At 60.4% G+C, this 20397-nt stretch carries 20 protein-coding genes; 3 read left to right on the top strand and 17 right to left on the bottom strand.

Features of this window, described 5'->3' with window-relative positions; all coding sequences use genetic code 11:
- Nucleotides 1-79: 79 nt before the first annotated feature.
- Entirely contained in the window at nucleotides 80-1165 is a 1086-nt protein-coding gene (locus BOSE62_RS09540) for an acyl-CoA desaturase (RefSeq protein ID WP_159645398.1), read from the top strand.
- Nucleotides 1166-1175: 10 nt separating this feature from the next.
- Here BOSE62_RS09540 and gspM read toward each other — a convergent pair whose 3' ends face one another.
- The 9 genes from gspM to BOSE62_RS09585 all read right to left on the bottom strand — a co-directional run bounded on the left by gspM (nucleotide 1176) and on the right by BOSE62_RS09585 (nucleotide 10677).
- Entirely contained in the window at nucleotides 1176-1649 is a 474-nt protein-coding gene (gspM, locus tag BOSE62_RS09545; protein ID WP_159645400.1) for a type II secretion system protein GspM, read from the bottom strand.
- Nucleotides 1646-2818 (bottom strand): hypothetical protein, encoded by a 1173-nt coding sequence (locus BOSE62_RS09550; protein WP_159645403.1) that lies wholly within the window; start codon nucleotides 2816-2818, stop codon nucleotides 1646-1648. Before BOSE62_RS09550 ends, gspM begins: the two co-directional genes overlap by 4 nt.
- Nucleotides 2790-3263: a type II secretion system major pseudopilin GspG gene (gene gspG, locus BOSE62_RS09555; protein ID WP_159645406.1), complete on the bottom strand. Its 474-nt coding sequence runs from the start codon at nucleotides 3261-3263 to the stop codon at nucleotides 2790-2792. Before gspG ends, BOSE62_RS09550 begins: the two co-directional genes overlap by 29 nt.
- 22 nt (nucleotides 3264-3285) lie before the next feature.
- Complete coding sequence (gene gspF / locus BOSE62_RS09560; RefSeq protein ID WP_159645409.1) at nucleotides 3286-4509, bottom strand: type II secretion system inner membrane protein GspF; 1224 nt, start codon at nucleotides 4507-4509, stop codon at nucleotides 3286-3288.
- A complete protein-coding gene (gene gspE / locus BOSE62_RS09565; RefSeq protein ID WP_159645412.1) occupies nucleotides 4502-6049 on the bottom strand; it encodes a type II secretion system ATPase GspE in 1548 nt (515 codons plus the stop codon). Before gspE ends, gspF begins: the two co-directional genes overlap by 8 nt.
- Nucleotides 6049-8196: a type II secretion system secretin GspD gene (gene gspD / locus BOSE62_RS09570; protein WP_159645415.1), complete on the bottom strand. Its 2148-nt coding sequence runs from the start codon at nucleotides 8194-8196 to the stop codon at nucleotides 6049-6051. Before gspD ends, gspE begins: the two co-directional genes overlap by 1 nt.
- Complete coding sequence (locus BOSE62_RS09575; protein ID WP_159645418.1) at nucleotides 8196-8993, bottom strand: type II secretion system protein N; 798 nt, start codon at nucleotides 8991-8993, stop codon at nucleotides 8196-8198. Before BOSE62_RS09575 ends, gspD begins: the two co-directional genes overlap by 1 nt.
- 119 nt (nucleotides 8994-9112) lie before the next feature.
- Nucleotides 9113-9760 carry an HAD-IA family hydrolase gene (locus tag BOSE62_RS09580; protein WP_159645421.1) on the bottom strand — a complete coding sequence of 216 codons (648 nt, stop codon included), beginning with the start codon at nucleotides 9758-9760 and terminating at the stop codon, nucleotides 9113-9115.
- On the bottom strand, nucleotides 9757-10677 hold the full coding sequence (locus tag BOSE62_RS09585) for an SMP-30/gluconolactonase/LRE family protein (protein WP_159645424.1): 921 nt from the start codon (nucleotides 10675-10677) through the stop codon (nucleotides 9757-9759). Before BOSE62_RS09585 ends, BOSE62_RS09580 begins: the two co-directional genes overlap by 4 nt.
- 86 nt (nucleotides 10678-10763) lie before the next feature.
- On the opposite strand from BOSE62_RS09585, the gene BOSE62_RS09590 reads away from it, so the two are divergent.
- Together BOSE62_RS09590 and BOSE62_RS09595 are read left to right on the top strand one after the other, a co-directional pair.
- Nucleotides 10764-12197, top strand: coding sequence for an NAD-dependent succinate-semialdehyde dehydrogenase (locus BOSE62_RS09590; RefSeq protein ID WP_159645427.1), 1434 nt, complete (start codon nucleotides 10764-10766; stop codon nucleotides 12195-12197).
- 178 nt (nucleotides 12198-12375) lie between these two features.
- A complete protein-coding gene (locus tag BOSE62_RS09595; protein WP_159645430.1) occupies nucleotides 12376-14028 on the top strand; it encodes a thiamine pyrophosphate-binding protein in 1653 nt (550 codons plus the stop codon).
- Here the strand turns inward: BOSE62_RS09595 and BOSE62_RS09600 are convergent.
- From BOSE62_RS09600 to thrC, 8 genes are all read right to left on the bottom strand, one after another.
- Nucleotides 14025-14978 (bottom strand): glutaminase, encoded by a 954-nt coding sequence (locus BOSE62_RS09600; protein ID WP_201295650.1) that lies wholly within the window; start codon nucleotides 14976-14978, stop codon nucleotides 14025-14027. The two genes, BOSE62_RS09595 and BOSE62_RS09600, sit on opposite strands and share 4 nt — an antisense overlap.
- Nucleotides 14971-15381 carry an EVE domain-containing protein gene (locus tag BOSE62_RS09605; RefSeq protein ID WP_201295651.1) on the bottom strand — a complete coding sequence of 137 codons (411 nt, stop codon included), beginning with the start codon at nucleotides 15379-15381 and terminating at the stop codon, nucleotides 14971-14973. Before BOSE62_RS09605 ends, BOSE62_RS09600 begins: the two co-directional genes overlap by 8 nt.
- A 100-nt stretch (nucleotides 15382-15481) precedes the next feature.
- Complete coding sequence (locus BOSE62_RS09610) at nucleotides 15482-16051, bottom strand: fasciclin domain-containing protein (protein WP_159645433.1); 570 nt, start codon at nucleotides 16049-16051, stop codon at nucleotides 15482-15484.
- Between the two features lie 178 nt (nucleotides 16052-16229).
- Complete coding sequence (locus BOSE62_RS09615) at nucleotides 16230-16811, bottom strand: fasciclin domain-containing protein (RefSeq protein ID WP_159645436.1); 582 nt, start codon at nucleotides 16809-16811, stop codon at nucleotides 16230-16232.
- A gap of 124 nt (nucleotides 16812-16935) precedes the next feature.
- Nucleotides 16936-17703 carry an SDR family oxidoreductase gene (locus tag BOSE62_RS09620; RefSeq protein ID WP_159645439.1) on the bottom strand — a complete coding sequence of 256 codons (768 nt, stop codon included), beginning with the start codon at nucleotides 17701-17703 and terminating at the stop codon, nucleotides 16936-16938.
- Nucleotides 17700-18071 (bottom strand): dihydroneopterin aldolase, encoded by a 372-nt coding sequence (locus BOSE62_RS09625; protein WP_159645442.1) that lies wholly within the window; start codon nucleotides 18069-18071, stop codon nucleotides 17700-17702. The genes BOSE62_RS09620 and BOSE62_RS09625 overlap by 4 nt, the downstream gene beginning before the upstream one ends.
- Nucleotides 18072-18108: 37 nt before the next feature.
- Complete coding sequence (locus tag BOSE62_RS09630) at nucleotides 18109-18993, bottom strand: class I SAM-dependent methyltransferase (protein ID WP_201295652.1); 885 nt, start codon at nucleotides 18991-18993, stop codon at nucleotides 18109-18111.
- Complete coding sequence (thrC, locus tag BOSE62_RS09635) at nucleotides 18986-20389, bottom strand: threonine synthase (RefSeq protein WP_159645445.1); 1404 nt, start codon at nucleotides 20387-20389, stop codon at nucleotides 18986-18988. The genes BOSE62_RS09630 and thrC overlap by 8 nt, the downstream gene beginning before the upstream one ends.
- Nucleotides 20390-20397 lie beyond the last annotated feature (8 nt).

Raw genomic sequence — 20397 nt, forward strand, 5'->3', positions numbered from 1 at the left:
GTAATAGTTAATAGAATTGTAATCATACTGATTAGCCTATATCCTGTGATCCCGATATCATCTTCGAGGATTTTGGTTAATGGCAAGCGCATTTAGCGACATTCAACCCGACCAATATACACCGTCGGAACAACATCCACAGCATGGCGTCATCATCGGCGGGCCGGCTGCACGCGCCAAACGCATCGAATATGGCATATTGCTTTCGACGATGGTACTGGGATCGCTCGGAGCGCTTTACTGGACCCTGACCCACGCCACCGGCTGGGTCGAATGGTCCGCTTTTCTGTTCGGATTTGCCCTGATCAATATGGGCGTCGGCATTGGCTATCACCGCTATTTCACCCATCGCGCTTTTGAAGCGGGGCCGAAAATGCGCCTTGCCATCGGCATCATGGCGCAAATGGCCTGTCAGGCATCGGTCCTGAAATGGGCCGCGGATCATCGCCGCCACCATGCCTTTGCCGACAAGGTGGGCGACATACACAGCCCCTATATCGACGGTCATGGCAAGAAAATGGGGAAACTCAAGGGACTGGGCATTGCCCATTTCGGCTGGCTGTTCGACAACACCACTTCCGACATGAAGGTCTATGGCAAGGGCCTGATCGACGATCCGCAAGTATTGTGGTGCCACAAGCATCGCTGGTCGATCGCGGTTTTTTCCAGCATCGTCCTGCCAGCCCTTTGGGCGCTGGCTTTTGGCGGACCGGAACATATCATCGGCACCATCCTGATCGGCGGTTTTTTCCGCAATTTCTTCTTCCTGAACTTCGTGATGGGCGTGAACAGCATCGGCCATGTTTTCGGCTCGCAGCGCTTTGATACCAAGGACGGATCGCGCAACAACTGGTTCATGGCCTGGATGACCTTCGGTGACGGATGGCACAACAACCATCACCAGCATCCGCGCGCCGCCTCCTCCCAGGTTGCGTGGTGGGAGTTCGACCTGAACGGACAGATCATTTATCTCTGGGAGAAAATGGGCCTCGTCTGGAACGTCCAGCGGGCCCCTGCCTATATCCGGAACGAAAAGGGCGAATGGATCCAGCAAAAGCCGAAGGCCGCATCTGCCAGATTCGACGAACCGGAGGTCATGTCAGCCGATGACGGCGGCATCATGTTCCCGGCCGACAAGCAGCATCATATTGAACCCGCCGAATGACGGATCGCGGCTAATGTGACCGCAGGGTCAGATTGGCCGAAACCGTTCCATTGTCAGCGGGATCGACGCGAAGGCTTTCCACCGCGATCCCCTCGCGTTCGATCCGCGAAAGCCAGCCCAGCAGCGCCGTCGGCTTCGCGGATTCCACCACCATATTCACTCGTTCGTCCGACTGCGGAGTCACAGAGGCCACCGCTATACCCGTCTCGCCAGCGCTCTGGCTGACATAAGCGTCGATTGCCCCCGTGAAGCGTTTCGGCTGCCCATCCGCCGGTTGCAGCAGCGCCGCAACCTTGCTCTCGATCCGGGCCTGCCGTTCGACCGCATCACTATAGCGATCTTCGGCGGTGTCCATGGCATCGACCATCGGGCCGGCAATGCCGTAATAGCCGACCACTCCCGCCAGCAACAGGCCGGCTATGCCGACCAGCATTTGTTCCCGCCGGCTGAGTCCGGCTAGCCAGCTTCTCGCATTGTCTATCATGGTGCTCTCACCGTAATGTCAGCCTGTGCCGATCCGGTCGCGTCGGTACGCGGGGTCGCGGTAATGATGAAACCCGCGTCCTGGAGAGCCAGCAGGGCCGGGTTGATATCCTCATTGCGCACCGCCGACAATGTCGCCGACACAATGCCATTGTCACCATAAGCCATGCGGGTGATCGACACATTCGGCACCTGCTGCAGCGCTGCATATAGTGCCGAAGCCGGAACCGGGAACATTATATTGCCGCGGTTTTCGGCAATCAGCCGCTGGTCCAGCGCGCGTTCGGCGGCTTCGGGATTTTCCTGCTCGCCGACAATCTCTGCAGCCCGCACCAGCGCCGCCTCGTCCGCGGACGCGGCTGCCCAATGATATTTGGCCAGTTGCGCCAGCGGAATGGCAAGAGACAGGATGACCAGTCCCGCAGCCATCCAGCCGAGGCGGCGTTTTTCCTTCGCATCGATCGCCCGTTGCGTTTTCTTCACGAAGGGCCCGCTCCGGAAATTCAGATCGCTTTTCTCCGCAGCACCGGCCAGCATGACGCCGAAAGCATCGCCGGCTATCGGTTCGACGGCTCGTTCGGCAAAGAGAATTTTGCGCAAAGCAGGATCATCCACCGCGATGATATTTCCGGCGCGCACGACCCGGTCAAATCCGAAATCCGCAGATACGGCATTCGCTTCCATCTCTCCGCCCGTCGGCAGCAGCCAGCCAGCCGGAATGATCGCATCCGGGTCAATATTCCGCGCCTGCAAACGGACCAGACCGCTTGCCAGTATATCCTGCCCGACCGCAGCCGTAACCGGCTCGCCCGATTCATCGATAGCGGCGACAATATGCACCCGGTCGGCTTCCAGACTTTGGGCTCTGGCGGCGATAATTGCTGCCGCCCGCATCTGGCTTTCATTCGCATCGCTGATCGCTGGGTGCGCCATGATGCTGACATGATGTGACGGCATCAGCGCGATCATGCGTATATTTGCATCCCCCTGGCCGGCCCCACCGGCCTGCGATGCCAGGAGCGGATCCGAATCGCAGTCCGTAGCCTGCACGGCCCCGTCTGCGACGTGCCACCAGTGCAGCACTTCGTCATCCGCGACGGGAAAGGCAATCAGGAGAAGGTCGGGGTTCACGCGCTCGGTCTTATTCAGCGTAAATATCGGCGTTATCATCCTCACCGCCCGGCGCGCCGTCGGCGCCCAGCGAGTAAAGATCATAGCCGGGACCCTGACGACCGGGATTGTCATATTGATAGGGCCGTCCCCAGGGATCATCCGGCAGCTTCTTGATATAACCTCCCTGGCGGTAGCGCGCGCTTGTCGTCAAAGACGCGGGCGCCGAAACCAGCGCCTGGAGACCGTCGGACGAGCCGGGATAGCTGAGATTGTCCAGCCGGTACATTTCCAGTGCCTGCCCCAGCGTCGCAATATCCGCTCGAGCCTTTTCGATCATTGCGCGGTCCTGGCTGGGCATCACGTTGATCACCACAATGGTGGTCATCAGGCCGATGATGAAAATCACCACCATCAACTCGACCAGAGTAAAGCCATTGCGCTTCTTGCGCTTTGCGGTTTCGCGAACCGCAGCTTTGCTAGAATTTTCAATGTCTGTTGTCATAGTCATTCCTTTTTCCCGGCCCTCATAGTCCTGCCAGATTCTGAAGCTGCAGGATCGGCAATAGAATCGCCAATATCACCAGCGCAACCAGGCCTCCCAGGGCCACAATGATGATCGGCTCCAGCAAGGACAAGGCTGTAGAGCTGAAATTGTCAAATTCCCTTTCCAGATAGCCCGCCGCCCGTGCCAGCATATCATCCAGCTGCCCCGATGCCTCGCCACTGGAAGTCATATAGATCAGCATTGGCGGAAATACGCCTGCATTTTTCAGCGCGCTGGACAGGCTGCCGCCCCCTCTTATCGCCTCGACCATATCTTCCGACGCCTTGCGCAACACGCTGTTTTTGATCGTTTCGGTGGTCAGCCGCAGCCCCTCGATAATCGGCAGGCGGCTGGCGACCATGGTCGATAGCGTTCGCGCCAGACGCGCTGCGTGCAAGTCCCTCAATAGGCGCCCGAAGAACGGCAGGCGCAGCAGGAAAGCATCGAATCGATATTTCAGTTGTGGCTCTTTCAGCGCCCGCCAGCCGATCAGCAGCGCCAGTCCAATGAATATGAGAATTCCCCACCACCAGCCGGCCAGAAAGTCCGATATCCCGATGACAATCCGCGTGATTATCGGCAGTTGCTGGTTCACGTCGTCGAACTGCTCGACCACCTTTGGCACGACCGCAATCATCAGCAGCGCGACGACGATGATCGAGACCAAAGCCAGCACCGCCGGATAGGCCAACGCGCCGATCAGCTTGCCGCGCAATTCGGCCTGGCGCTCGAGCAGATCGGCCAGCCGTTCGGTGATATCGGGCAGCGTGCCGGAACTTTCTCCCGCCGCGATCATTGCCCGGTAGAGCGGCGGAAAGCTTTTCGGCTCTCGGCGCATCGCCTCGGACAGACGCTGCCCCTCCAGCACCCCGCCATGGACTGCTGCGATCCGTTGCTGGACATGCGGCTTTTCATTCTGGTTGCCGATCAGCCGTAGTGCTTCTTCCAGCGGACTGACCTGCGCCAGCGACGACAATTGGCGCGTGAACAGGGTAAGTTCTTTCGACGACAGCTTTTTCGGGCCGAATAATCCGGCGGACGTTTTGCCCCGTTCGCTGGACTTCTCCTGGGCCGCTTCCACTTTCACGACGTAGAAATTGCGTTCGACCAGCTTCGCGCGCGCCGCCTCATCGCTGGCTGCGGTCAGTCGCCCGGCCTTTTCCCGACCCTTGGGATCAATCGCGCTATAGGCAAACTCAGGCATCGACCGCTTCGCTTTCACGCCGGGAGATGCGGATCGCTTCTTCGGGCGTCGTCAGACCTTCACGGACCAGCGATCTTGCGGCCACGCCCAGATGGGGCTGGTTGCGGAAGGCATGGGCCGTGATCGCCGCCTCGTCGCCGCCGTCGTTGATCAGCTTGCGCAGCGTGTCGTCGATGCGGATGGCCTCGAACACGCCGATCCGGCCCTGAAAGCCGGTATGGTTGCAATGGTCGCAGCCGGTCTCGCGGTAGACCACGGTGCCATTGTCAAAACCGAGCAAGCTTGCCAGGCTCCCGTCGGCCTGGATCGGGGTGCGGCAATGGTCGCAGAGCTTTCTCACCAGACGCTGGGCAACCACCGCGCGCAGGGTCGAGGCGAGGAGAAACGGCTCCACCTTCATGTCGCGCATCCGGGTGATCGCACCGACCGCGTCATTGGTGTGCACGGTGGAGAGCACCAGATGACCGGTCAGGCTCGCCTGCACCGCAATCTCGGCCGTCTCGCGGTCGCGGATCTCGCCGATCATCACGACATCGGGATCCTGCCGCAGGATCGCGCGCAGACCCGCCGCGAAGGTCAGGCCGACCTTGGCATTGACCTGCGTCTGGCCGATCCCCTCGATCGCATATTCCACCGGATCCTCGATGGTCAGGATATTGCGGCTGCCGTCGTTGAGCTGCTTGAGGCCGGCGTAAAGCGTGGTGGTCTTGCCCGAGCCGGTGGGGCCGGTGACCAGGATGATGCCATTGGGTTCGCTGAGCGCCTCGCTGAGGATCGCGTGGGTATTGGGGGACATGCCCAGCAGGTCGAGCGAAATACCGGCGCTTTCCTTGTCGAGAATCCGCATCACCACCCGCTCGCTCGCCCGGTTGGGCAAGGTGGAAACACGCACATCGAGCAGCTTTCCGCCCAGCGTCAGGCTGATCCGGCCGTCCTGCGGTATCCGCCGCTCGGCAATATCGAGCCGCGCCATAACCTTGATCCGGTTGACGATCACGCCCGCGACATGCGGCGGCATGCGCAATTTCTCGGTCAGCACGCCGTCGACCCGCATCCTGACCACCAGCCCCGTCTCATAGGGTTCGATATGGATGTCCGAAGCGCCCTGCCGTGCCGCCTCGGCGATGATCCCGTTGATCAGCCGGATGGTCGGCGCGTCATCGGCGCTGTCGAGCAGATCCTCGGCGCTCGGAATGTCCCCGGCAATATCGTCCAGCCCCTCGCCGGCCAGCGCCATATCGCCCGCCATGGCGGCCGCCGAGCCGTCCATCGCATAATGGGCGCTGAGCAGCTTCTCGAACGCCGGAGCATCGACCAGTTCCACATCGAAGGGCAGAGCCAGATAGCGCCGCACCTCCAGCAGAGCGGATGGGTCAGAACCGCTACGCATGGCCAGCACCGGGCGCTCACCGCTGCAGTCCTGCAGCAACAGGCCGTGGTCCCGGGCATAGGTATAAGGCAGGTCTCTCGCGAGCGGCGCGCTCTGAGGGCTGTGCTCCGCCTCGGCAATCGTCGCCTCTGTTCCCCGGGCGATTTTCATTACGGCTTCCCGCCGGCCTCGCTTGGCGGGAGCGGTGCCCGCTCGATCATGCCACTGTCACTGACCGCAGGCCGGTCGCCCGGCGCATAGATGATCCGGTCGTCCGGACGTGGTTTGACCACCGGAGGAACGGTTCCCAGATAGTCGCGGACCAGAGCATCAATGGACGGTTCGCTTTCCGGATCGCGGCTGATCTGCCGGTCCCGGATATAGTCATAGCGCGCACTGGAGAAACGCCGGGCGTCGTTGGGATCTTTCAGGATCGTCGGGCGGATGAAAACCATCAGATTGGTCTTGACCCGCGACCGACCCCGCGAACGGAACAATTCTCCCAGAACCGGGATATCGCCGAGAAACGGCACTTTCTGGATCGTGCGACGCTCGTTGTCGTCGAGCAAACCGCCCAGTGCGATAATTTCGCCATCGCCCACCGTCACCGTGGTATTGATCTCGCGCTTGTTGATGATCAGCTCGTTGAAATCGTCGGAAACCGGTCCGGCGATCGAACTGACCTGCTGGCGCAATTCCATCCGCACTTCCTCACCGGCATTGATCTGCGGTGTTACTTCCAGCTCGATGCCGACATTCTGCCGTTGGATCGTGCGGAAGGCATTGTCGAAATTGCCGGACAGGGCTTCTCCGGTTGAAACCGGGATTTCCTGGCCGAACAGGATGCTGCCCTTGAGATTGTTGTTCACCGTCAGCGAAGGCGTCGACAGGACGTTGCTGTCGGTATCGGACTGCACCGCGTTGATGATCGCACCCAGCACCGCGCTGCCCCCCAGGCTGGTCGCAAAGCCGCCGAATCCACCGCGGGCACTAAGCACAGAATCCGCCGCATTTTCCCTCAGCGCGTCGCCGACCGAACTGTTCGTGGTTACGGTGGTTGCGGTATCGGTCGTGGTGGTGGTTGTCGTATCGAACTGGTCGGCCAGCAAACCGCCGGCGACGTCGACAATGTTCGGCGAGGCGTTGGAGAAATTTGTGACGGCAAAAGGAACATCTTCCCCGCCAACCAGCCATTGCACGCCCAGCTCGCGCGCCAGCGTCTCCGAAATCTCGACGATGATCGCTTCGACCACCACCTGCTCCTGCCGGGTGTCAAGCTGGCGGATCAGTTCACCAATCATGCGCTGCACATCGGGATTTGCCGCTACGATGATCGCATTGGTGCCTTCAAGCCGGGTAACGATGGCCGGGCCCCGGCTGGCGATACCATTGCCGCCGGCAGAGACAGACGAAACGGCCGCTTCGCCACCGTCGGCAGCGGCAACTTTGGCCGCGCTTCCGCTGGTACCACCTTTGCCGAGAAGATTTTCGATCACCGGCATGAGATGTTCGGCATTGGCATAGCCGAGCCGGTGGACGCGTATCTCTGTCCCCGATTCCGCGCCCTTGTCGAGTTCACGCGCCATTTGCTCGAAACGCGCCACTGCGCCGGGGTCGCCGCGCAGGGCAATGCTGTTGCTGCTGTCGATCGGCACCACGGTTACCGGTGCGCGCAATCCGTCACCACCGCCTTGCGCGGCTAGGGCCTGCAGCGAGGTCGCGATTTCCCTAGCACCGGCGTTTTTCAGCGTGATGATGGTGCTGGCGGCGCTGTCGCGGTCGATATCGCCAACCAGCGACCGTATCCGCCGGATATTGTCTGCATAGTCGACGATCACCAGACTGTTCGCGTTGCGATTGGCGGTGATCGAGCCCTGTTTGCTGACCAGCGGACGCAGTGTCTCCAGCGCTTCGGTCGCGACAATCGATTTCAGCCGTACCACTTCGGTGACCAACTGATTGGCCTCGGCGCCACGCGACCCGATCCGGCTCGGCTGCGACGCCGCGCCATCGGCCGGCTGGATGCGATAGGCACCGCGAGTCGTCGGAATCGCGACCAGATTATTGGCGCGCAGGGTCGAGAGGAAAATCTCGAAATATTCCGAGCGGCTGAGCGGACGGTCGGTGACCACCGAAACCTTGCCCTGCACCCGGCTGTCGAGGATGAAGGTGCGGCCGGTGACCTTTGCCGCATCCTGCACGAACGCGCGGATATCGGCATCGCGGACATTGAGCGTGTGCTGGGCCGACACGGGCGCGGCCGAAAGGCCGGCGCAAAGAGCGAGGACCGCTATGATCCGGGCGAAGTAACTAGACATTATGGGGCTCCCAGATTGACAGCGACCGGAACCGTGTCGGCCCCGCGCTCCACTTCCACCGACAGGCGCGCGCCGGGCCGGATTTGACTTGTCAGCGCCTCGATGTCGCTCGCCGAGCCCACCGGATTGCCGTTGATCGACACGATGATATCGCCATTGCGAAAACCGGCGCTCTTGAACAGGCTGCCATCGCCCAGCGGCGACAGCAATATTCCGGTGACGCGCCCCTGATCATTGCGCGGCGCCAGCGATGCGACGCCGGGGATTTCGTTGGCGCCTAGCGACAGCGAAGCGGAGGCGACCGGCTCCTCGGTGCCGACGGTCTGCGCGGGAATCGACTGGTCGAGATAGAGGCTTTCGCGCACGCCGCCCCGGTTGATAATGACATGGTCAAATTCCACGCTGTCGAGCGTGACACCGGACATGATTTCCTCGCCGATTACATAATTGGTCTGCACCCCGTCCGGACCGGCGAGGATTGCCGAACCGCGTCCAGACGCCTCGTTCATGCGAATGCCGAACAGGGTCAATTGCAGCGAAGTCACGACATTGGCGCTTTGCGTTGCGCCGTCGCGGAAAAACGGATCGAAGCTGCTGAACAGGGTGAGCCGCGATTGCGGTGACAATATTCGCACCTGATCAGCGCGATAATCGCCAACCGGCCCCAGCGGAGTCACCACCAGCCAGATCAGCCGTACCGCCTGGACCAGCAGCAAAACCGCCAGTATCACCAAGATAATCGGATATAGACCCGTCCGGCTATACCAGCGGGCCACCGTGCCAAATCTGTCCGACAAGCTATTACCCACGAATCCCCGCAACCTTTGAACCCTCGTCGCGCTATAGCGGTTTCACGACCGTTCGACGACTCATTGGTGACGGAAATATTACAGCTTCATCCTGGTCGTGCAAAGCATCAGGGCAATTGCATATTCAGCAGGGCCCCCAGTTCGTCGAGCGCCTGTTGCTCCGCCGACACCTTGATTGCCGCCATGCCAAGCGCCGCCGCCGGTTTGCAGTTGATCCCGAGATCGTCGAGATAGACGCATTGCGTCGGGTCGACATTCAGCGCCTCGCACATCATCTGATAGATGCGCGGATCGGGCTTGCGCACCCCGGCCTTGCTGCTCTCGATGATATGATCGAAGCGCTGCATGATCGCGGCTACCGCCGCCGCCTTTTCATCATCCATCGCCATGCCCGCACCCTTGCCGGCCGGAACATTGTTGGTGATGCAGGAAATCGCAAAGCCCTCGGCCTTCAACCGGTCCAGCGTGGACACCATATTGGGTCGCACGTCACCCGCCAGTACGGCCAGCACGTCGGCGCCGCGCAATTCCAGACCCAGCGCCTTGGCCTCTTCGGCAAAGGCTTCGTCAAAACCGGCACCATCCAGTTCCGCGCGCTCAAACCTGGCCCAGGCGTTATCGTCGGGATTGGCGCTGTTGATCCGGCGCACGCTGTCCCGGGGGACGCCCTTCTCGGCCTCCAGCCGGTTAAACGCTTCAAATGGCGACGAAGTGATAACCCCACCAAAGTCGAAAATTACGGTGGTGAATTTCATTTGTTCAAATATTCCAATTTCATTCCGGGCCGTTTCCAGCGGGTTTTGACCAGTTTTCCAGTTGCCGACAGACATATCCAGGCGTCCATCATATCCTCTCCGCCAAAGCAGATATTGGTGGTGAAGATATCCGGCGTCTCGACAAATTCGACCAGCTCACCCTCCGGCGAAATCACGCTGATGCCGCATTCACCGATGGTGGCAACACAGATATTGCCGCATTCCTCCATCGCCAGACTGTCGAAAAATTTATAGCCGGAAGGACGATAGAGCGGAATGCCGGGACCGCCCGGCCCTGCGTCGGCAGCCACCTTGCCGGGTGCGGTGATGTTGAATTTCATCAACCGGCAGGTGAACGTCTCGGCGGCATAGAGCGTGTTGCCGTCCGGCGAAATCCCGATACCGTTGGGATTGTTGGAGGGGAAGACCACCTCTTCCAGATGGCTGCCGTCGGCCTTGGCATAGAAAATCCCGACAATATCGTGGCAGCGTTTCTCGTAATCGGTTTTGCCATGATCGGTGAACCAGAAGCCGCCATGGGCGTCGAACTGGATATCATTGGGCCCGCGCAGGATGCAGCCGAAATCGCCGTCCTTGTAGAGCGTTTCGACTTCGCCGGTGTCGGGATCGACCCGCTGGATGCTGCCGCCGGCATAGTCTTTGGCGATACCCGCCGGGGTCAGAAAGCCGTTCTCGTCCTTATATTCAAAGCCGCCATTGTTGCAGACATAGATTTTGCCATCCGGACCCATCGCCGCGCCATTGGGGCCACCGCCGGTTTTCGCGACCAGCTTCTTGGTGCCGTCGGGCAGGACACGGGTGAGCTGCTGCGCCTCAATTTCGACCAAGATGACGCTGCCGTCCGGCATCGCAATCGGACCTTCGGGAAAGCGCAGGCCTTCGGTGACTATCTCCATCGAAATCTCCTCTCAATATTTGTCACAGTCATTGCGGGAATTCGGCGACAAGTCTAGTAGCAAGACAAACAGTTTCAGGAGCAACTATGTCAAACGCTTATCCTCGCAAATTGCAGTTTCATATCGATGGCGGATGGATCGATGGCGGGGATCGCGCCGTTCATGAGGTCGTCAATCCGGCGACCGGTGAAGCTATTTCCGATCTGCCCAAGGCGACCAAAGCCGATCTCGACCGGGCGCTGGGCGCAGCCGACCGCGCCTTTCCGACCTGGCGCGATACATCGGTGGCCGAGCGCGCGGTGATATTGCACAAGGCGGCCGACCTGATGCGCGAACGGGCACCGGAAATCGGCCGTCTGATGACCTACGAGCAAGGCAAGCCGCTGGCCCAAGCGGTTGGCGAAGTCTCCGCTTCCGCCAATCATTTCGATATCATGGCCGAGGAGGCCAAGCGTTGTTACGGACGCGTACTGGTCCGCCCGGCGGGTCAGAACAGTTTCGTCAAATATCAGCCGGTCGGACCAGTGGCGGCATTCAGTCCCTGGAACTTCCCGGTGTTCACGCCGGTGCGCAAGCTGGCTCCGGCCATTGCCGCGGGCTGTTCGATCATTCTCAAGCCAGCCGAGGAGACCCCTGCCAGCCCGATCGAGATGGTGCGTTGCCTCGTCGATGCGGGTCTGCCCTCCGGTGTCGCGCAGGTCGTCTTCGGCGATCCGGCAGAAGTCTCCAGCCATCTTATTGCCTCGGATGTGATCCGCAAGGTCAGCTTCACCGGTTCGGTCCCGGTCGGCAAGCATCTGATGAAGCTCGCTGCCGAGGGTATGAAGCGCACCACCATGGAACTGGGCGGTCACGCGCCGGTGCTGATCTTTGATGATTGCGATCTGGACAAGACGCTCGATCTGGTCGTTGCCGGAAAATTCCGCAACGCCGGTCAGGTCTGCGTCTCGCCCACCCGCTTCTATGTCCAGTCGGGCATTTATGATCGATTCGAGAAAGCCTTTACCGAACGCGCCCGAAAAATCAGCGTCGGCGACGGCTTTGACGCGGTCGAGATGGGCCCTCTCGCAAACCCGCGCCGGCCGAGCGCTGTGGGCGTGATGATTGACGATGCGCGGACCAGGGGCGCCGACGTCCGGCTCGGCGGCGAACGGCGCGGCGACAAGGGATTCTTCTTTGATCCCACCGTGCTGTCGCACGTCCCGCTCGACGCCAATATCATGAACGAGGAGCCGTTTGGCCCGGTCGCCGTGATGCGGCCCTTCGACACACTGGACGAAGCCATCGATCAGGCCAACCGCCTGCCGCTGGGCCTGGCCGCCTATGCCTTCACCTCCAGTCTGCACACTGCCAATATGATCGGTGACAAGATCGAGGCGGGCATGGTGGCAATCAACAATCTGACCGTCAGCCCTGGCGACGCACCCTTCGGCGGGGTCAAGGAAAGCGGCCACGGGTCGGAAGACGGACCGGACGGACTAAAAGCCTATATGGTGACCAAAGCGATCCATCAGGCTTGATTTTGGGAGCAAATCCCGAGATCGCAGTACGCGACAGCTTTCTCAATTTTGTCGCACGAACACACAAAGGCACAAAGAAGATCAGATAGTTAAATTCCCTTCGTGCCTTCGTGTCTTTGTGCGACATATAAATAGATAAATTGCAGCTCAAGCTGCGGGTGAGCATGGAGAGAGAAACATGACAAAACGCACCGGAGCACAAATTCTCGTCGATCAGCTGGTCATCCAGGGCACCGAGCGAATCTTCACTGTTCCCGGCGAAAGCTTCCTCTCCGTGCTCGACGCGCTCCACGACTGCGGCACGATCCAGACCGTATCCACCCGGCAGGACGGCAGCGCCGCTTTCATGGCCGAAGCCGATGGCAAGATGACCGGCGCGCCCGGCATTGCCTTTGTCACCCGCGGCCCCGGCGCGACCAATGCCAGCATCGGCGTCCACACCGCGATGCAGGACAGCACGCCGATGATCCTGTTCATCGGCGATGTCGCCCGCGATGACCGCGACCGTGAAGGCTTTCAGGAAGTCGATTTCGCAGCGATGTTCACGCCGCTCGCCAAATGGGCGGCCCGGATCGATAATGCCGCCCGGATCCCGGAATATGTTGCGCGCGCCTTTGATACCGCCAGTTCCGGACGCCCCGGACCAGTGGTGCTATCCCTGCCCGAGGACATGTTACGCGACGAAGTCGAGGCGCTTGACCGGCCGAAGGTGATACCCCCAGCCCAGCCACTTTGCCCCGACGCGATGATGACGCTCACCGACATGTTGCGCGATGCCACCGACCCTATCGCGATCATCGGCGGCGCGGGCTGGAGCGCCAAGGCCAGACATTATTTCGCCCAATATGCTGAGCGTATCGGCCTGCCGGTGGCGGTCGCGTTCCGGCGACAGGATAATTTCCCCAACGAAAGTCCGGTCTATGCCGGCAATCTCGGCTACGGCCCCAATCCCAAATTGACCCAGCGAATAAAAGAGGCTGACCTGATCATTGCGGTCGGCGCGCGGCTCGGCGAGGCGACCACCGATGGCTATACATTGATCACCCCCGACCATCCCGACCAGATTCTCGTCCACGTCCATCCCGATCCCGACGAGCTCAACCATGTCTATCGCACCGACCTGCCGATCTGCGCCGAAATGGACGAGTTCGCCGAACAGGCCACGCTATGGGACGATGATCTCCTCATTTTCGACGCAGGCAAGGCCGCGCATCAGGACTATCTGGACTGGTCGAGCCCGAAACCCACTGCCGCCAAGCTCGACCTGGGCCAGTGCGTAGCGGAGATGCAGCAGCAGCTTCCCGCCGACGCGATTATCTGCAACGGCGCCGGCAATTTTTCCGGCTGGTGGCACCGCTACTGGAAATATGGCGCCTTTCCCAGCCAGCTCGCTCCGACCAGCGGCGCCATGGGCTATGGCGTCCCGGCCTCGGTGGCCGCATCCCTGCGCTTCCCCGACCGCGTGTCCGTGGTTATCGCAGGCGACGGCGACTTTATGATGAACGGTCAGGAACTGGCAACCGCGATACAGTATGAGGCGAACCTGCTGGTGCTGGTGATCGACAATGGCAGCTTCGGCACCATCCGCCTGCATCAGGAACGCGAATATCCGGCGCGGCTGTCGGCAACATCGCTGAAGAACCCGGATTTCGCGACACTGGCAAGGGCCTATGGCGGCTGGAGCGCGACGGTGGAAAGCACCGACGACTTTGCGCCGGCTTTATCCGAGGCCATGAAACGCAAGGGATTAAGATTGCTTCACTTGAAAACCGACGTCGAATTTCTGACCGCTGCCGGCGCGACCGTGAGCGGATTGCGAAGCGCCGACTAGCCGAACACCGACCATCCTGTCTGTCGGACCAGTTCCTCCAGTGCGAAACCGCCGACCCGGGATGTCCCTGCCCTGTTTAAACCGGGCGACCAGACGGCAATCGTGCCCTGCCCCGGCGCAACGGCCAATATGCCGCCACCGACGCCGCTTTTGCCCGGCAGACCGATGCGATAGGCAAAGTCGCCGCTATTGTCATAATGACCGCTGGACATCATCACCGCCAGAATCCGGCGGCAGCGCTGGCGGGTGACGACTTGCTCGCCGGTGACAGGATCGCGGCCACCATGGGCCAGGAATAATGCGGCCCGCGCCAGCTGGCGGCAGGTCACGGCCACCGCGCAATGGCGAAAATAGGCAGCAAGAGCCTTTTCCACCGGATTGGCCATATTGCCGAAATCCGCCATGAAATGTGCCAGCGCCCGGTTGCGCGAGCCCGACTCCGCTTCCGACAGGGCAACAGCGCTGTCGATCTGGATCGTGTCATCCTGCGCCAGCCGCCGCAACATCGTCAGCAGCTCGACCACCGCCGGCTCGGCACCGTCGCTGTCCGCGCAATAATGTTCGACCAGATGATCGGTGGTCACGATCGCGCCTGCGTTGATCAGCGGGTTGCGCGGTATGCCCTGTTCATTTTCCAGCTGGACGATCGAGTTGAACGGCGAACCTGACGGCTCCCGCCCGACCCGGTCCCAAAGCCGGTCGCCGACCGCCTTGAGCGCCAGTGAAAGAGTGAAAATCTTGGAGATGCTCTGCATCGAAAAAGGCTCGTCTGAATCGCCCAGCGTTTCCATTCGTCCATCGGACAGCGCCACCGCCAGCCCGAATTTGCGCGGATCAACGCTGGCCAGCGCCGGAATATAGTCGGCGACCTTTCCCGTCCCGATTTCAGGTGCGACAGCCCGTTCCACTGCCTGCAAAATCTCCGGCCAGTCCGAATTGTCTTCACTCACCCGCCATCTCCAGTATCGCCTGCCATTCCCGCTCCGTCACCGGCGCCACCGACAAGCGCGTCTGCCGGATGATCGCCAGATCTTTCAGCTCGGGATTCTGCTTCATCGCTTTCAGCGGCACCGGCCGGGCCAGTTTCCGCACCGGCTTCACCTTGACCACCACCCAGCGGTCGGGGTCAGTCGTCACATCGGGCGAAGCCTCTTCGCCCACTTCCATGATGCCAACCACGTCCAGCCCCTGGCGCGAATGATAGAAAAAAACCTGATCGCCTTTCTGCATCGCCTTCATATTGTTCGACGCCTGCGCATTCTTGACGCCGTCCCAGGTGCCTTCGCCCTCGGCGACCAGATCATCCCAGCCATATTCGTCCGGCTCCGATTTCATCAGCCAATATTGCGGCATATCACTCTCCTTCGCTGCGCAGCCGATGCTAGCCGACACTGTGCAAACAAAAAAGGCCCCGCAGCGAAGCGAGGCCTTGTTTGTCCTGGGATATCCGAACCTATTTAGGCATCAGGATCGCGTCGATGACGTGCAGCGTGCCGTTGGTCGATTCCACATCGGCCTGGGTAATATTGATCTTGTTGCCGGCGCCGTCCTCTAGAACGATCTTGTCGCCTTCCATGCTGGCCTTGATCACGCCGCCCTGCAGGGTGGTGATGCTGGCGGTGCCGCCGCCGTCGGTGATCGCCTTGGCGATGTCGGCAGAAGTCATGCTGCCCTCGACGAGGCTATATTTCGTGATGTCGGCCAGCGCGTCCTTGTTATCCGCATGCATCAGCTCGCTCAGCTTTTCCGCGTCCATCTTGTTGTAGACTTCGTTGCTAGCAGCAAATGCCGTATAGGAACCATCGCCATCGAGCTCGGCACCAACGCCGGAAAGCCCCAGCAAGGTGCTCGCGGTGCTGAGGTCGGGATTGGCCTGCAGTACGGCGATCAGGTTGGTCGGCTTCGCCTCGTCGGCGATGCGCGCGTCGAGCAGTTCCTGGTTCTCTTCGCTCAATTCCGAAGAACAGGCCGGTACCAGTGCCAGAAGTGATGATGCCAGAATGATTTTGGGGGCGTTGAACATGAATTTCCTTTCTTGTGATCAATCCGCCTGACGCACCATACGACCAGGCGATGATGAAATTCGAAGGCGCGGGTTAGCGTTGCCTGCACCAGAAGGAAACCCACAAAAACCCCAATAGAAAAGGGCTCCACCTAGCGGTGAAGCCCTTTCCGGTGCATCATGGTTCGGGGGGGATCTATCATCCCGGCATGACGACCGTATCGATGGCGTGGATCACACCGTTGGAGGCCTCGACATCGGTTAGAATGACCGTCGATTTGCCGCCGGCTTCGTCTTCGAGAATGACCGAGTCGCCGTCCAGTGTAGCTTTCAGCAGTCCGCCCTGCACCGTGGTCAGCACTGCGGTGCCACCGCCATTGGTGATCGCGCTGACGACATCAGCCGCTTTCAGCTCGCCCGCGACCACATGATAGGTCAGCAAGCCGGTCAGATCCGCTTTCTTTTCCGGGGTCAGCAAGGCGTTCAGCGTGTCGGGATCGACCTTGGCAAAGGCGTCATTGGTCGGTGCAAAGACGGTAAACGGACCCTCGCTGCCCAGAGTGGCTGCCAGGTCCGCCGCGGTGACTGCGGTGACCAGCGTCGAAAAATCGGCATTGCCGACCGCAACGTCGACAATCGTTCCGCTGTCGACCGGTGCAGTGTCATCGGCCATAGCGTCGACAGACGTTTCGTCCACAGCGGCCTGGGGCGCTTCGGTCGAGCAAGCCGCAAGAGCGATGGCGGCGGTAGTTGTAAGTATCATCTTGGGGGAAATACGCATGATAGGCCTTTCAAAATTGCAAATGCATCCCTGCCGGTCGCCAGCGCGACCTGCGTTCGGATGTTCACGAAATGGGGCATATCGGGACCGGTGAAAACCTGTCCTTTGAGGCGTATCGGCTGATTCAGCCCTTGCCGAGATGGACGAAGTCGCGTTCGAAGCTCTTCAGGCTGGCACCGCCATCGACGTGGACTATCTGTCCGGTAACCGCCTTGGCGCGGGCCAGATAGAGGACCGCGTCGGCGATATCGTCCGGATCGGGAAGGCGGCCGAGCGGCATCATTGCAGTGATATTGGCAAGCTGCTCCTCACCATATTCGCCCGCCGTCAGCGTTAGTCCCGGCGCGACGCCGTTGACGCGGAGCATGTCCGCGCAGGCAACCGCCAGCGAACGGACCGAACCGGCCAGTGCCTGTTTGGACAGCGTGTAGCTCAACTGGTCACGATTGGGGTTGCGAATGCGCTGGTCCAATATGTGGATAACGCAGGCCCGCTCGCTATCTCCGGACCGGCGCTCGTGGAGAGCCGTGGTCAGCAGCACAGGCACCATGCTGTTAACCCGAAAATGGCTCTGCAAATCCCGTTCAACCAGAGAGCTGACATTATCTTGCCCGAATATCGAGGCGCTGTTCACGATCAGGTCCGGCGTCCGGCCGAAATGTTTAACGACCGCGTCCATCAGCGACTCGGCGGCCCCCTCATCGAGAAAATCCTGCTGGAAGCCGGCCCACTCGCAGTCCGTATCCTCGAGTTTTTCCGACAGCTCTTGCTGGGGAACAGCATCGCTATTGCCATGCAACGCCAGCGCATAGCCGCACTCCGCCAGCCGCATGGCAATGGCCGCCCCGACCCGCTTCACCCCGCCTGTGACGAGCGCCAGCGGTCTGGTCATTTCCGGCCCCGGCTAAGCGTGATGCCGATCTGCTCCCCTTTTTCGGAAATCAGCAGTTTGACGATCTTCACCGTGACACGAAGGATATCCTTGTCCTGCAGAAACAGCGTCTCGATGATATGGTCCGCGACCGCCTCGATCAGCTTGAAATGCACGCCCTCGGGCAGCGCATCCGTCGCGGCATGTTTCAGGTCCATGTAATTTTTCGATTGGTCGAGCGGCGTGTCCGCTTCGTAACGCTCCTGTACCTTCAGTTCCGCCGCGATCGAAATGCGCAAGGGCTGCGGCAAATGCGTCTCTTCGGAATAGATGCCGGTGAGCACGTCGACATCAAGGTCGTTCACTTCCAGGAGCAATGTGTCTGTCATAGATAATATCTGACCATGTTAGCGGGGAAATGGCAAGTCAGGCGGACCAGCGCGCGAATATCGCGGTCGGCAGCAGCAGCCCGCGCGCTTCCTCGCGCACCGCCAGCTCCCCGACCTCGATCGTACCGCCAAGATGGGCCAGTTTCTCGTTCAGCAGCGAGCCCAGCGCCAGCGCCGACATACGCACGGCATAGACCGTGAGAAACATACAGCGGCTTTCGTTGTCGAGCAGCTTGCCGCAATTCTCAACCAACCCTGCCAGATGTTCTTCCAGCCGCCAGATTTCACCATCCGGCCCGCGGCCGTATTTCGGCGGATCCATCAGGATCGCATCATAGCGCCGTTCGCGGCGAACTTCGCGGGCAGCAAATTTGGCCGCATCGTCGATGATCCAGCGGATCGGGCGGTCGGTCATGCCCGACAGAGCCGCATTGTCGCGCGCTGCCGTCACCGATTTCTTCGACGCATCGACATGGACCAGATTGGCGCCCGCTGCCGACAGCGCCAGCGTACCAACGCCAGTATAGCCGAACAGATTCATCATCTGCGGCGTTTCGACATCCTGCAGATTGCCACGGAACCAGCGCCAGACCGGGTCCATGTCGGGGAAATAGGCAAGATGCCGGAACGGCGTACACTGGGCCGTGAAGGTGACTTCTTCCCAGTCCATCTGCCAACCGTCCGCCGGCACATTATTGTTCAGATGCCAGCGTCCGCCGCCATCATCGTCAGAGGCGGGAATGAATTCGCCATCCGCCTGCCAGTCGTCACGGGCTGGCGCCCACATCGCCTGCGGCTCGGGGCGGATGAAATGATATTGGCCGTAGCGTTCCAGCTTGCGGCCATGACCGGAATCCACCAGCGTATAATCACTACGCGGGTCGCTGATCATCAATATCGGGTTAGCGCTGCTTTCAGCCATTGGTCGGCGTGGCGTTGGACATGATAAAGTCTTTTACCGCGTCATAGTCACCCGGCAGTTTCTTATATTTTTCCTCTCGGTCAAACAAATCGCCAACCCGGCGCGGCAGCGATGGACGGATGCCGGTCGCCCGTTCCACTGCATCGGGGAATTTCGCTGGATGGGCCGTAGCCAGCGTAACCACCGGAACGGACGGATCGAGATCGACATGCTGCGCCGCCGATAAGCCGATAGCGCTATGCGGGTCGATGATCTGGCCAGCTTTGTCCTGCGCCCAGCGCATGGCCAGCGCCATGTCATCCGGATCAACGCGATGGCTGGTGAATAGCGACGCCGCCGTTTCCCGCATCTCGGAATCCAGCTGCATATTATGATTTTTCTCGAACTCCGCCATGCGCGCTGCGGTTTTGGCGCCGTCGCGCCCTTCCAGATCGAAGAGCAACCTTTCGAAATTGCTGCTGACCTGAATATCCATTGACGGGGCAGCGGTCGGTGTCACGGTGCCGGTGGAATAGTCGCCGGCACTGAGCGCCCGGTGGAGAATATCATTCACATTGGTCGCCACGATCAGCCGCTCGACCGGTAGCCCCATTTTCGAAGCGACATAGCCGGCGAAAACATCGCCAAAATTGCCTGTCGGCACCGAGAAAGCGACTTTGCGATGCGGCGCGCCCAGCTGGCTCGCCGAATAGAAATAATAGACGATCTGCGCCATCAGCCGGGCCCAGTTGATCGAGTTGACTGCTGAAATCGAGAAGCGATTGGTCACTTGCTGATCCGCGAACATCCGTTTGACCATCGCCTGGGCATCGTCGAAGCTACCATCAATCGCGATATTGTGGACATTGGGCGCGAGCACCGTCGTCATCTGTCGCCGCTGGACGTCGGATATCCGGCCGTCGGGGTGGATCATGAAAATATCGACCTTGTCGCGCCCGGCCAGGGCGTCGATCGCCGCGGATCCGGTGTCACCGGAGGTCGCGCCGACCACGGTCAGATGTTTGTCCTGCCGGGCGAGAAATTTTTCGAAGAACAGGCCGAGTATCTGCAAGGCCACGTCCTTGAAGGCCAGAGTCGGCCCGTGGAACAGCTCCAGCAACCATTGCTGTCCGTCGAGTTGCACCAGCGGGGTCACCGCATCATGGGAAAAGCGGCCATATGCCTGCTTGCACAGATCCCGCAATTCCCCCTCGTCGAGCGCATCGCCGACAAAGGGCTGCATCACCCGGACAGCAACCTCGACATAGGAAAGACCCGCCATGGCGGCAATTTCCTCCGGGCTGAATGACGGCCATGATTCGGGCACATAAAGGCCGCCATCGCCGGCCAGTCCGGCCAAGGTGACTTGTTCGAAATTCAATGGCGACGCAGCGCCTCTGGTAGAGATATAGTCCATGATGGCGA

Origin of the sequence: Sphingorhabdus sp. 109, assembly GCF_902506555.1 — a bacterium.
Classification (GTDB): domain Bacteria; phylum Pseudomonadota; class Alphaproteobacteria; order Sphingomonadales; family Sphingomonadaceae; genus Parasphingorhabdus.

Excerpts from the sequence above, each read along its gene's own strand:
- BOSE62_RS09615 (WP_159645436.1), bottom strand. The coding sequence starts at position 16,811 with ATGCGTATTTCCCCCAAGATGATACTTACAACTACCGCCGCCATCGCT.
- BOSE62_RS09550 (WP_159645403.1), bottom strand. The coding sequence starts at position 2,818 with ATGATAACGCCGATATTTACGCTGAATAAGACCGAGCGCGTGAACCCC.
- BOSE62_RS09605 (WP_201295651.1), bottom strand. The coding sequence starts at position 15,381 with ATGCCGCAATATTGGCTGATGAAATCGGAGCCGGACGAATATGGCTGG.
- BOSE62_RS09585 (WP_159645424.1), bottom strand. The coding sequence starts at position 10,677 with ATGGAGATAGTCACCGAAGGCCTGCGCTTTCCCGAAGGTCCGATTGCG.
- BOSE62_RS09625 (WP_159645442.1), bottom strand. The coding sequence starts at position 18,071 with ATGACAGACACATTGCTCCTGGAAGTGAACGACCTTGATGTCGACGTG.
- BOSE62_RS09630 (WP_201295652.1), bottom strand. The coding sequence starts at position 18,993 with ATGGCTGAAAGCAGCGCTAACCCGATATTGATGATCAGCGACCCGCGT.
- gspD (WP_159645415.1), bottom strand. The coding sequence starts at position 8,196 with ATGTCTAGTTACTTCGCCCGGATCATAGCGGTCCTCGCTCTTTGCGCC.
- BOSE62_RS09620 (WP_159645439.1), bottom strand. The coding sequence starts at position 17,703 with ATGACCAGACCGCTGGCGCTCGTCACAGGCGGGGTGAAGCGGGTCGGG.
- gspF (WP_159645409.1), bottom strand. The coding sequence starts at position 4,509 with ATGCCTGAGTTTGCCTATAGCGCGATTGATCCCAAGGGTCGGGAAAAG.
- gspE (WP_159645412.1), bottom strand. The coding sequence starts at position 6,049 with ATGAAAATCGCCCGGGGAACAGAGGCGACGATTGCCGAGGCGGAGCAC.
- thrC (WP_159645445.1), bottom strand. The coding sequence starts at position 20,389 with ATGGACTATATCTCTACCAGAGGCGCTGCGTCGCCATTGAATTTCGAA.
- BOSE62_RS09590 (WP_159645427.1), top strand. The coding sequence starts at position 10,764 with ATGTCAAACGCTTATCCTCGCAAATTGCAGTTTCATATCGATGGCGGA.
- BOSE62_RS09540 (WP_159645398.1), top strand. The coding sequence starts at position 80 with ATGGCAAGCGCATTTAGCGACATTCAACCCGACCAATATACACCGTCG.
- gspM (WP_159645400.1), bottom strand. The coding sequence starts at position 1,649 with ATGATAGACAATGCGAGAAGCTGGCTAGCCGGACTCAGCCGGCGGGAA.
- BOSE62_RS09610 (WP_159645433.1), bottom strand. The coding sequence starts at position 16,051 with ATGTTCAACGCCCCCAAAATCATTCTGGCATCATCACTTCTGGCACTG.
- BOSE62_RS09580 (WP_159645421.1), bottom strand. The coding sequence starts at position 9,760 with ATGAAATTCACCACCGTAATTTTCGACTTTGGTGGGGTTATCACTTCG.
- gspG (WP_159645406.1), bottom strand. The coding sequence starts at position 3,263 with ATGACAACAGACATTGAAAATTCTAGCAAAGCTGCGGTTCGCGAAACC.
- BOSE62_RS09595 (WP_159645430.1), top strand. The coding sequence starts at position 12,376 with ATGACAAAACGCACCGGAGCACAAATTCTCGTCGATCAGCTGGTCATC.